The sequence below is a fragment of the Massilia sp. S19_KUP03_FR1 genome (assembly GCF_036688685.1).
Lineage (GTDB): Bacteria > Pseudomonadota > Gammaproteobacteria > Burkholderiales > Burkholderiaceae_D > JALYUM01.
Window position 1 is genome coordinate 64,845 of sequence record NZ_JAQQPS010000003.1, and the last position, 12,572, is coordinate 77,416.

General features: G+C 62.3%; 7 protein-coding genes. All 7 read right to left on the reverse strand.

Annotated elements, in window-relative coordinates:
- Window positions 1-6 precede the first annotated feature (6 nt).
- Window positions 7-1,677 carry a bifunctional metallophosphatase/5'-nucleotidase gene (locus V6M87_RS03650; protein WP_332848379.1) on the reverse strand — a complete coding sequence of 557 codons (1,671 nt, stop codon included), beginning with the start codon at window positions 1,675-1,677 and terminating at the stop codon, window positions 7-9.
- 113 nt (window positions 1,678-1,790) lie between these two features.
- Window positions 1,791-4,262, reverse strand: coding sequence for a TonB-dependent receptor (locus tag V6M87_RS03655; protein WP_332848380.1), 2,472 nt, complete (start codon window positions 4,260-4,262; stop codon window positions 1,791-1,793).
- 634 nt (window positions 4,263-4,896) lie between these two features.
- Window positions 4,897-6,381 (reverse strand): adenosine deaminase, encoded by a 1,485-nt coding sequence (locus V6M87_RS03660; RefSeq protein ID WP_332848381.1) that lies wholly within the window; start codon window positions 6,379-6,381, stop codon window positions 4,897-4,899.
- A 9-nt stretch (window positions 6,382-6,390) separates the two neighbouring features.
- Complete coding sequence (guaD, locus tag V6M87_RS03665; RefSeq protein ID WP_332848382.1) at window positions 6,391-7,704, reverse strand: guanine deaminase; 1,314 nt, start codon at window positions 7,702-7,704, stop codon at window positions 6,391-6,393.
- Window positions 7,704-8,702: a xanthine dehydrogenase accessory protein XdhC gene (gene xdhC, locus V6M87_RS03670; RefSeq protein WP_332848383.1), complete on the reverse strand. Its 999-nt coding sequence runs from the start codon at window positions 8,700-8,702 to the stop codon at window positions 7,704-7,706. Before xdhC ends, guaD begins: the two co-directional genes overlap by 1 nt.
- Window positions 8,695-11,016, reverse strand: a complete 2,322-nt coding sequence (xdhB, locus tag V6M87_RS03675) for a xanthine dehydrogenase molybdopterin binding subunit (protein WP_332848384.1) — start codon at window positions 11,014-11,016, stop codon at window positions 8,695-8,697. Before xdhB ends, xdhC begins: the two co-directional genes overlap by 8 nt.
- 10 nt (window positions 11,017-11,026) lie before the next feature.
- Window positions 11,027-12,493 carry a xanthine dehydrogenase small subunit gene (xdhA, locus tag V6M87_RS03680; protein WP_332848385.1) on the reverse strand — a complete coding sequence of 489 codons (1,467 nt, stop codon included), beginning with the start codon at window positions 12,491-12,493 and terminating at the stop codon, window positions 11,027-11,029.
- Window positions 12,494-12,572: the final 79 nt, after the last annotated feature.

The following is a 12,572-nucleotide window of genomic DNA, read 5'->3' on the forward strand; positions in this document are numbered from 1 at the left end:
ATTTGCTTAGCGCACGCGCTCGATGCGCGCGGCCGATGGCGTGCCGGCCTTGTCGTGTTGGGCCAGGTACTTTAGCATCGCGTCGAGATCGCGGATGCCGGTGTCGACCCGGCGCGTGCCCTTGCCAAAGATGGTGAAGGTGTCGCCGCCTTCGGCCAGGAAGTTATTCGCCACCACGCGGTAGGTTTTGCCGTCCTCGACCGCCACGCCATTGACCTTGACGCTGCCCGGCACCACGCGCGCGCCGACTGGCAGCGTGCTGTCCCAACGATAGCTCAGGCCGCTCGACACTTGCAGTACCGAACCGCCATCGCCGTCGGACTTGCTCCACTGCTGTTCGAGCAACGCCTTCAATTGCGCGCCGGTCAGGTCCATCGCCACCAGCGTATTGCCGAACGGCAGAACGGCCTGCACATTGCCGAACGTGGCAACGTTACCGGGGCCCGATTCGAGGTCCTTGCGGATGCCGCCATTGTTCATGAAGCCGATCTGCACGCCCTGCGCTTTGGTGGCCGCGACGATGGCATCGGTGATCAGGTCGCCCAACGGCGATTCGCCGGCGCTGCTGCCCTTGCGCGCAACGAGCGGCACCCCCAGCGTAGCGACCGGCTTGCCCAGCACCGCGGTGCTGCGTGCGCGCACATTGGCGAGGAATGCCGTCATCTTCGGCTCGGCCGGGTAGGCGTCCGGGTTGATGACTTCGTTCTTGACGGTCACATCGGACAGCACTTTGCTGACCGGATTGACGGTCATCTTGATGCGCGTGAGCAGGCGCCCGCCCATGTCGGCCTGGGTGACCAGGCGCCCGTCGACCTTGCACTGGTAACCCGTGTGCGAGTGGCCCGACACGACGATGCGGATGGCCGGATCGAGCTTGCCGACGATGCCCACGATCGGTCCTTTCAGCTCGCTGCAGTCGATCTGGTGGAACGCTTCCTTTGTATGCCCGCCTTCGTGGATCAGCACCACGAACACGGTGGCGCCGGCGGCGCGCAGGCCTGGGATGGTGCGGTTGATGGCCGCGGCTTCATCCTGGAAGGTCAAGCCGGCAATCGCCGCGGCCGTGGTGACCGAGGCGGTGTCTTTCAGCACGGCGCCGATCAGGCCGACCTTGACGCCTTTCACGTCGACGATGGAAGTCGCCGGCATCAGCGTCTTGCCGGTTTGCGTGACCAGCACATTCGCGCCCAGATACTGAAATTTGGCGCCGCCAAACGATGGCGCCAGCTGGCAAGCCTTGTCAGGACGGGGCGAGACACAGCCGCCGTTCTGCTGGCGCAGCAATTCGACCGTACCCGGATCGAATTCGTGGTTGCCCAGCGAACTGGCGTGCAGGCCCAGCATGTTCATCGCTTCGATGGCTGGCTCGTCGGCCCACATCGACGACAGCGCCGGGCTGGCGCCAATCAGGTCGCCGGCGGCGACAAACACGAGATTCGGGTCTTCGCGGCGCCAGGCGGCCAGCGCACCGGACATGGCGGCCGCGCCGCCGGCCTGCAAGGTCACCGGGGCAGCGGCGCCCGGTGGTGTGAAGGTAAATTTCGAGGGTTCGAGGTTGCCGTGGAAATCGTTCAATGCGACCAGGTTGATCTCGATGCCGGGTGCGGGCGGCGTGGATGCGCAACCTGCCAGGGCAAGCGCCAGGACAAGCGAGGAAACAAGTGGGCGAAGAATCATGGCGTCAATACTTTTTGAAAGTGGAATGTAAAAGCGGGCCCGAAGGCCCGCGAGATGCATCTGTATTCTACGCCGCGTGCAGCCTGATAGCGACTGCGTGCGGCGCTGCCGTCTTAGAAGTCGACGGACATGGTGGCCGAGAAGAAGCGCGGTGCACCGAGGTAGTAGAACACTTGTTTCTTGGTCACGCCGTTGCCGCCAGCCGTCACGACACCGTAGTCCAATGCATTCAAAACGCTCTGCGACGAAGGATTGCGATATTGCTTGTTGGTGATGTTGCTGATGTTGAAGGTCAGCTTCGGACGCTTGGCCCAGCCCATGTCGGCAAACGTGTAGCCGCCGTCGAAGCCGAACAGGGTGTAACCCGGCACTTCTTCGTCGTTGGTCAGCGTCGCTTGCTGCTTGCCGGTGGCCTTCGCGGTCAGGCGGCCCCACAGCAAGCCATCCTCGTATTGCAATGCCAGGCCGGCTTTTTGCTTCGGCGTCAACGGGAACGCTTTGCCTGCGGTCGGCAGCATGTAGCCCAGAGCGTTGCCGAGCGTGTCGCCTTTGATTTCGCTCTTGTTGTAGCCATACGAACCATACAGCGAGAAGCCGTTGATCGGGTTGTTACCCGCTTCGATTTCGAAACCGTAGTTCTTGACCTTGCCGACGTTGGTGGTCGTGCTGGTCAGCGTGTTCGGATTGAACGCGGTGGCCATACGATCGCGGAAGTCGGTGGCGTAGATGCCGAACGTGCCGTTCCAGACGCTGGTCTGGTGACGCAGGCCGGCATCGAAGCTGTACGAGATTTCAGGACGGACTTCATCCTTGACCGTGATGACACCGGTTTTGGTGTCCACCGTGAAGTTACCGTTGGTCGAGCCGTACACGAAGTTGCCTGGCGCCTTCATGTTCTTGGCGACCGACGCGTAGACCTGGTCGTCCGAGGTCAGCTTGTAACGCACGCCGAACTGCGGCAACACTTCGCTGTAGGTGCGATTGATCTGGTAATCGACCGCTGCGCCTTCGTTGGCGAAGTTGTGGAAATCACGCTTGATGTGTGGCGTGCGCAGGCCGGCATTGACGGTCAGGCGGTCGTCCATGAACGACATCGTGTCCTGCAGGAAGGCCTGGTAACCCGTTGAAATGGTGCGCCAGTCGCGCAGCTGGTAGTCCGAACCGTCCTGACGCTTGATACGGTCGTCTTTCAGGTACATGTCTGCAATATTGCCGTTGTTATCGACACGAACGATCGGGCTGGTTTGCTCGTGCTTGGCACGCTCGTACCAGAAGCCGCCAAGGATGGTGTGATCGCCGATCGTGTAAGTGAGCGAAGTGGTCAGACCAGGACGGTTGGTACGGGTCACGCTCGCACCGGCAACGATGACCGAATCAAGGACGTCGCCGTCGCCGTTCAGGTCGACAGCACCGTTAAGCGTATTGCTCGTCTTCGTCGCCATGAAACTGCTATTGACGGTCGTGACGGTAGTCGTTCCCCGACGGGTGGTGCTTTCGTTGACGACTTTCTGCTGGACGCCGCCGTTGCCATAACCGTACCAGTAGTAAGGCACAAATTTGATATCGAGGTCATCGGTCAGGCGGAACTTGGCCGTTGCCGACAGAATGCCGTTCTTGAACGGGTTATTCGCCAGTTTGTAGTAGGCAGGAACCTGGCCAGCGCCGACGCCAGCGGTCGGATCGATCTGGACGGTGCCAGCGACAGGCGTGACGTGACCGACGAACGTCGGGCTGAAATCGTAGTTGTAACCCAGACGGTTGACGTCAGCGAGCTGGTAGCTCTGAATGTTGTTGTTGCGGGCAGCGTTGAACAACAAAGTGCTGTGGATGTAGTTTTGCTTGTTCCAGTCGTAGTTAAAACCGGCATCGAGGTGGTTACGTGCGGCTTCGCCCTCGCCTTTCCATTTTTCCGACCTGGCGCGCGACACCGAGATGAACGCTTTCGAGCGGCCGTCCGGGAACAGGCCGGTATCGTAACGGATGAACGACTTGTACATGTTCAGCTGACCGAAGGTCTGCATCACGCGCAAGCGCTGCTTGTCTTCCGGATTACAGGTGACGATGCCGAAGTTACCGCCCGATGCGCCCACTTGCGGCGAGTCGACGTCGGTCGAGCCCTGGGTCACGAACTCGGAGCAGGTGTTTTCCTGGTCGACGTATTCTTGCGGGTACACCGAGAACGAACCGGAGTCGTTGACTGGCACGCCGTTGATGGTGGCGCCGATCTGGTCGCTGTTGAAGCCGCGCAGGGTCAGGCCGCCACCGAACAGACCGGTTGCGTCGTAGTTGTAGCTATTTACCGATGGCAGCAGCTCCAGGGCCTGGTAGGCGTTACCGGTAGGACGCTGCTTTTCCAGCTCCGCAGCGGTGATGGTCGAGCGCGCTTTCGGCGCATCTTCCTGCACCATCAAACCCATTTGCGTTTTCTTGCCGCGGATGACGACTTCGCGGGTCTGGCCCGCGTCGGTGTCGACTTTTTCCGTTGCAGTTTGCGCGTGGGCTGCAAACGTAAAGCATGCCAGTTGGCAAGCCAACGCGATCGAGCTTAGGCGCAACTTGGGTTGTTGAGTAAAAACGGATTGCATTGCGAACTCCCTGGAGTGTTGAAATTTTAAAATCGGTATTTGCAGCTTTTAAACCTGCGAACTGTTGGAGAGGATGACTCTCCTTTGAGAAGCGGAAGTATACAGACTGGATATTTCACCTTGATGACGCGGTAGAAAAAAGCTAACGTTTTCTCACGTACTGGCGGGTCAAGGAATTTGAAAAATTTCCAAACCAGCAATCAATCATGCATGAGCCAGATATACCGGACAAATACGATTTTTTTTAGTTATTTATACGTCAACGGTATAAATCGTCTGCAAAACTACCGTTCGCGTAGGTAAATACCTACAGAACTGCGGCACTTCATCCTTGGCGCAATTATAAGTGAGGGGTTCCGCAGGGAAATCCATAAGGGGTAAATTTTGACAGCCTTGCGGAAATGCTCTCGGAATGTGTAGCTAGTTGACCACAAACATGGTTTTTAGTTATCAGTCATAGGCTAGTAACATGGCAATGGAAACAATGTGGATTGTTACTATTGGATAGATTTTGTGGCCACAAGGAGAGGCAGCAAAAGCACAAGGTAGAAGTCGGTACGCCCAAGCAAAACGGCCCCGGGCTTGCGCCTGGAGCCGCTTCGTGTAATGACAGGACCGACGTCCGTCGCTGCGATCAGCGCCGACGCACGGCCGCTTTATCCAGGGCAGCAATGCCCGCCTCGAACTTCGTAAAGCGCGCATCGAGCTGTTTGGTCAGCCGCGCCTTGTCCGCCGCAGGCAGGAAAGCGTAGCGGATGCTGTTATACGAAACCCGCTTGATCTCGCCGTAGGACGGCTTGTAGCGGCTGGCGAACAGCACGTATTCGCCCGACAGGTTGTGGCGCGTCACGCCCGCATCGTCGGTCGAGATCACGTAGGGCACACCATATTTGCGGTACAGCGTGACCGGGTGGTCGGCCCCTTGCACGCCGTTGATGAAGGCGTTGCTGGTCAGGTTGATTTCGACCGGAATGTCCTTCTCGCGCATGGTCTGCAAAATGCGCGTGACATTGCTTTCGTGGGCCAGGTCGATGCCGTGACCGATGCGGTCGGCGCGCGCCACGCTGATCGCCTGGTCGATGTGAAACTGCAGGCCTTCCGGCGGCACATCGCCCAGCGCCAGCTCGCCCGCGTGCAGCGCCACTTTCACATCCGGATACACCGTCTTCAGGAAGCGGAACATCTTCATGTGCAGCGCGTAGTCGCGCATCGAGACGCGGTTGCTCTCCTGGCCCACGATGTTCACGCCCACCAGGCGCTCGCTTTGCACGTCGGCCTTGAAGGCGGCCAGCATCGACGAGAAGACGTTCGACGGCGGCAGCAGGCGCAGCACATAGGTCTGGTAGCGCATGGTGAAGTTGGCGTCGTCGATGCCGTTCGACGCTTCGTCGACCTTGGCCACAAAGTCGGTGATCGATTTGTTGAAGGCCGGGTCGGCGTCCAGGGTCATCATCCAGGCGCGCATCTGGGCGTCAAAAGCCGCATCATCGTTACCCTGGCGCCAGGCGTCGGCGTCAAAAGCAGGGTTGCTGGTCGGCGGCGCCATCTTGAACATGGTTTCGATGTAGCTGACATTTTCCAGCACGGCGCGGTGCTTCAGCGCCAGCAAGCCTTCATGGAAGTTGGCGTTCGAGACCGGGCCGAAGTAGCCGAAGGTCTGGAAGAACTGGCGGTCCGGCGGCGGCTGATCGGCGCCGTAGGTTTTGAAATCCTTGCTCGACCAGCGCTGCAGCAGTTCGCGGTAAGTGTAGTCGTCGTTGTAGACGTCCGCGCTGCCCAGGCAGGTTTTGTCCTTGGCCGGCTTCGCGCGCTGGGCGTCGACGACCGCCTTGTCGGTTTCGATGCGGTAGGTCTGCTTGTTGACGCACAGGCCCTGCTGGTCGAGGAAATCGAGGTACTGCTCGACGTAGATCGCGCCCGAATAGTGGTGGTGCAGGTCGCCGCCTTTCGGCATCTGCGAGAAGAACATGGTCAGCTCGGCCGCCTTGGGGGTGTCGCCGGCGATCAGCGTGGCGTAGTGAAGCATGGTTGCAGCTTCATTCGCTTTCGGCGAGGCGGCGTGGGCGCCAGTGCTCGCAAAGACCAGCGCGAGCGCCAGGCTGCTCAGTTTCTTCTGCATCGGATATCCTTAATTGTTGCGTTGATGGACCAGGGTGCCGGCTGCGTAAGTTGCCTGGACGGCGCGGTCGTCGCCCAGCAGCGCCAGCGCAAACAGCAGCTCTTCGAGCGACTCGAGGTGACCGGTTCTGCGCGCCAGCAGCGGCGTGCATTGCGGGTCGAGCACGATGAAGTCGGCTTCCGCGCCGGGCGCGAAATTGCCGATCGTCCCTTCCAGTTGCATGCTGCGCGCGGCGCCCAGCGTGGCCAGGTAAAACATCCGTAAAGCCGGCAAATAACTGCCTTTTAGCCGCGCAACTTTATACGCTTCATTCATTGTTTGCAACATCGAGAAGGACGTCCCGGCCCCGACATCGGTCGCCAGCGACAGCAGCGTATGGACGCTATCGGCTTTTTCGAAGTCGAACAGGCCGCTGCCGAGGAACAGGTTGGAGGTCGGGCAGACCGCCACCGCCGACCCGGTCTCGGCCATGCGCGCGAAATCGGTGTCGTCGAGCCAGATGCAATGACCGAAGATGGCGCGCGGGCGCATGAAGCCGTAATGCTCGTACACGTGCAGATAACTGCGCTGGGCTGGAAACAGCTCACGCACCCAGCGGCATTCCTCGGCGTTCTCCGACACGTGGGTCTGGATGTAGGTGGTCGGATAGGCCGCGGCCAGTTCGCCGGCCAGGCGCAGTTGGGTTTCGCTGGACGTGGGGGCGAAGCGCGGCGTGATGGCGTACATCGAACGCGCGTGACCGTGCCACTTGTTGATCAGGTCTTCGCTGTCACGCACGCCCTGCTGCGCCGTATCGCGCAGAAACGCGGGACAGTGGCGGTCCATCAGTACCTTGCCGGCCGCCATGCGCAGCTGGCGCGCTTCGCTCGCTTCGAAAAACGCATCGACCGACGCGCGGTGCACGGTGCAGTAGACCATCGCGGTGGTGGTGCCGCAACGCAGCAGCTCGTCGAGAAAAAATTCGGCGGTCGCGCGCGCGTGCGCCGGGTCGTCAAATTTGCGCTCGGTGGGGAAAGTGTACGTCTCCAGCCACGGCAGCAGGCCGGGCGCCGGCGAGGCGATCATGTCGCTTTGCGGGTAGTGCAGGTGCGTGTCGATAAAGCCGGGGCAAATGATCTTGCCGCTGTAGTCGGTGACAACCGTGCCGGCGGGGAGTGTCGGCAGCAGCGCCGCGTAGTCGCCGGCTGCCTTCACTCGGCCCGCCTCGACGATCAGCAGGCCGTCGCGGTGCCAGGCATGGGCATCGTCGTGAAACGCCGGATCGGCGTGAAAGTGCAGCAAGCTGGCACGGTAGGCTTGCAGGGTTGGTGGAACGGTGGACATCAGGATCTTTCGGAAGAGACGGCGCGCGCGGCCGGCGCAGTATGCCTGGCCTCCCACACGCTTAATAATTGGGCGACGACGGCGATCGCGATGACGGCCGGTTGCTTGCCAGTGACGCCGGGGACGCCGATGGGACAGACCATGGCGTCGATGCGGTCATGGTCCAGCCCGCGCGCGCGCAGGCGGTGCTCGAACTGGCGCCGTTTCGTCATGGAGCCGATCAGGCCGAACCAGTCGGCACTGTCGCGCGCGAGGATCGCTTCACACAGGCGCTGGTCGAGGGCGTGGCTATGCGTCATGACGAGGAAGCTGGCGCCGCGCGGGGCGCTGGCGGCGCTGGCCTCGGGCGTATCGGTCGCTTCGATGTGGACGTTGGCCGGTACCGAGTCGGGGAACTGGTCTTCGCGTTCGTCGACCCAGGTCACGCGGCACGGCAGGCTGCCCAGCAGGCGAACGATCGCCGCACCCACGTGGCCGGCGCCGAACAGGAAGAGATGGGCACGCGGCGCGAGGACGGCGTCGACCAGCCAGCGACGGCCGTCCTGATCGCGCATGACGTGGGTGCCGGCATCAGCATCGAAGGCCGGCACGGCGTCGCCGCTCAACACCTTCCCGCTAGCGTCGCACAGCGCCGAAGCAGCGCCGTCCAGCGCCAGCAAGCGGAAGGTATCGACATCCCGCCGGCGCTGCAAACGTGCGCGCTGCGCGGGGTCAAACCGTTCGAACAGCAGGTGGGCCACGCCGCCGCAACACTGGCCCAGGCTGGGGCCCAAAGGAAAACGTTCGAAATGGCGCGTGCGGCCATCAACCAGCATGGCACGCGCAAGCGCCATCGCTTTCAATTCCAGGTGGCCGCCGCCGATGGTGTCAAACTGCGTACTGCTGGTGACCAGCATGTGCGCACCCGCCTCGCGCGGAACCGAGCCCTCGGTGGTCGCCACCGTGACCAGCACGGCGGGCGCCAGGGTGCGCTGCGCGCCTGTCAGCCAGTCATCCATGTGCCAGCACGGCCGTGATGGCCTTGAGGATTTCTTCGCTGGTAGCGGGCGCATTCAAGGGCGGATTAATTTGATGGTTGCCCACGGCCGACACCGCGTCGCGGATCGCGAAGAACACCGAGAACGGCAGCAGCAGCGGCGGCTCGCCCACGGCTTTGGAGCGATGGATGCTGTCTTCGACGTTGCCGTTGTCGAACAGGCGCACACGAAAATCTTCGGGGCAGTCGGAAACACCGGGGATTTTGTAGGTGGACGGCGCGTGCGTCATCAGCTTGCCGCCCGCGTTCCACCACAGTTCTTCGGTCGTCAGCCAACCCATGCCCTGGATGAAGGCGCCTTCCACCTGACCGATGTCGATGGCCGGATTGAGCGAGCGGCCCGCGTCGTACAGCGCATCGGCGCGCAGCAGCTTCCATTCGCCGGTGAGGGTGTCGACCACCACTTCGGCCACGGCGGCGCCATACGCAAAATACGAGAACGGCCGGCCGCTCATGGTTTTAGGATCCCATGACAGGCCGGGCGTGGCGTAGTAACCGTCCGACCACAACTGGGTGCGCGCCAGGTAAGCCTTTTGCACCAGCTCGGGGAACGGCACTTCGTGGCCGTTGACGTACACGGTGTCGAACGCGAAGCGCACTGCTTCTTCTGCGCCGCCGTACAGCTTGACGGCGTACGCGGCGAGGCGCTCGCGGATCTGGCGCGCGGCATCCTGGGCGGCCTTGCCGTTCAAATCGGCGCCGGTCGACGCGGCCGTGGCCGAGGTGTTGGCGACCTTGCTGGTGTCGGTGGCGGTGGCGCGCACATGCGCCATGTCGACGCCCAGTTCGTGCGCCACCACCTGCATCACCTTGGTGTTGATGCCCTGCCCCATCTCGGTGCCGCCGTGGTTGACGAGGATGGAACCGTCGACATACACGTGCACCAGCGCGCCGGCCTGGTTCAGGTGCGTGACGTTAAAGGCGATCCCGAATTTCACCGGCGTGAAAGCGAGCCCCTTCTTCAGCACCGGGCTGCTGGCATTGAAGGCGTCGATCTGTGCACGCCGCGCGCGGTAATCGCTGCTGATTTCGAGTTCGTCGGTCAGGGCGTGGATGACGTTGTCGACCACAAGCTGGCCATACGGCGTGACATTGCGCTCACTTGTGCCGTAGTAATTCAGGCGCCGGATATCGAGCGCGTCGCGTTGCAGATTGCGGGCGATTTCATCAAGCACGTATTCGATGGCGATGGCGCCTTGCGGGCCGCCGAAGCCGCGGAACGCGGTATTCGACTGGGTGTTGGTCTTGCCGCAGGCGGCGCGGATTTCGACGTCGGATAAATAATAGGTGTTGTCGAAGTGGCAGACGGCGCGCGTGGCCACCGGCCCGGACAGGTCGGCCGAGTAGCCGGCGCGCGTGACCATATCGACTTTCGCCGCCAGGATGACGCCTGCGTCGTCGTAGCCGACTTCGTATTCATAGTGAAAACAGTGGCGCTTGCCGGTGATGAGCATGTCGTCGTCGCGGTCGGCGCGCAGTTTGACGGGTTTCTTTAGCCTGGCCGCGGCAATGGCGGCGGCGGCGCACCACAATGCCGATTGCGATTCCTTGCCGCCAAAAGCGCCGCCCATGCGCCGGCATTCGACGACGATATGGTGCGAATGCAGGCCGAGCGCGTGCGCGACCACGTGCTGCATCTCGCTCGGGTGCTGGGTCGAGGTCAGCACCAGCATGCCCTGGTCTTCTTTCGGGATGGCATAGGCGATCTGGCCTTCCAGATAAAAGTGTTCCTGGCCGCCGACGGACAGCTCGCCTTTCACCTTGTGCGGCGCGCGCGCGAATGCGGCTTGACTGTCGCCCCGTGCCAGGCGCATCGGCGGCAGCACGTACGATTGCGCGGCCCTCGCCGCTTGCGGCGTCAGGATCGCGGGCAGCTCGTCATAGGTGATGTCGGCCAGGCGCGCGGCGCGGCGGGCGTGATCGTGGGTATCGGCGACGACAATAAAAATCGGCTGGCCGACGTATTGCACCAGGCCGGGCGCGAAGATCGGGTCGTCGTGGATGATGGGGCCACAGTCGTTGGTGCCGGGGATGTCGAGGGCGGTGTAGACCGCGACCACGCCGGCGCTGGCGCGGACGTGCGCGAGGTCGATGGCGCGGATCGTCGCGTGCGCCCTGGTCGACAGACCCAGCGCCGCGTGCAGGGTGCCCTGCACTTCCGCGATGTCGTCGGTGTAGGTGGCCTGGCCGAGCACGTGCAGCGCGGCCGATTCATGCGCGCGCGCGATGCCGACCGCCTGCCACGTCGGTGCTTTCAGGATGCCTGCGTCGTTCATCAATGTTCCTTTATGCGCGCACGGCGAAAGCGTTGACGGCGTTGGCCGCGAGGGGCGCGTCCAGGCGCGTCTCGTACCAGAAACGGCGCAGCAGGTTTTGCGCGGTCTGCATGCGGTAGCTGCTCGACGCGCGCATGTCCGACAGCGGCGCGTAATCGGCCGCCAGTGCAGCCATGGCTGCAGTCAAGGTGGCTTCGCTCCAGGCGCGGCCGGTCAACAAGGCTTCGGCGCTGGCGGCGCGTTTCGGGGTCGCCGCCATGCCGCCGAATGCGATGCGGGCCGAGGCAATGACGTCGCCGTCAAACGTCAACGCAAACGCGGCGCAGACGGCGGAAATGTCCTGGTCGAAGCGCTTGGCCAGTTTATAGGTGCGGAATGCGACGCCTTCGCGTGGCAGCGGCACGCGCACGGCGCGCACGAATTCATCAAGCCGCAAGTCTTTTTGCTGGTAGCCCAGGTACAGGTCTTCCAGCGCCAGCGTGCGCGCGCCGCCGGGGCTGTGCAGGACCACTTCGCTGCCCAGCGCGATCAGCCACGGCATCGAGTCGCCGATGGGTGAACCGTTGGCGACGTTCCCGCCCAGCGTGCCGGCATTCCTGATCGGCAGAGAGGCAAAGCGCTGCCACATTTCGTTCAACTGTTCCGGGTAGTGGGCGCAGACGGCGCGATAGGCGTCGTCGAGCGTGACCCCGGCGCCGATCTCGAGCATGCCGTCCACTGCCTGCACCGTTTTCAGGGCATCGACGTGGCCGAGGTAAATGATGTCGTTCAATTCCCGCATCTGCTTGGTGACCCACAGGCCGACATCGGTGGAGCCGGCCAGCAGCAAGGCCGCCGGATTTTCTGCGCGCAGCGTGGTCAGTTCTTCCAATGTGCGCGGCGCATGAAAGGTCTGCGCGCCGACCGTGTAGCTGACCAGGGCATCGCGGCGCAATGCGGTGAGTTGTTGCGTGAGGGCGGCACGATCAAAATGCACTGCCGGCAATTCAACCATGCGCCGCGCTGCATCGATGATGGGGCGATAGCCGGTGCAGCGGCACAGGTTGCCGGACAGGGCGTCGTCGATCTGGCAGCGGCTCGGCTGTTTGCCGTCCTGTTTTAAATACATGCCCCACAGCGACATGGCGAAGCCGGGCGTGCAGAAGCCGCACTGTGAGCCATGGCATTCCACCAGCGCCTGCTGCACCGGGTGCAAGGCGCCATCGTCCTGCTGCAAGTCTTCCACCGAGAACAGGGCCTTGCCGTCGAGGGTGGGTGTGAACTGGATGCAGGCATTGACCGCTTTCATCTGCAACTGGCCGTTTTCCAGCGAGCCGATGACAACGGTGCACGCGCCGCAGTCGCCCTCGGCGCAGCCTTCCTTGGTGCCGGTGCAATGCAAATCCTCGCGCAAATGCTGAAGGATCGTCTGCGTCGGCGACCCGCCCTGCACTTCGCGCAAGTGGCCCTGGTAATAAAAACGGATCGGTTCTGACATGCTGGTCTCGAGGTTGGCCCAATTTAACAGGTTAACACCCACAGGCGAAACGACATATATCCAATCGGTGATGTAACTT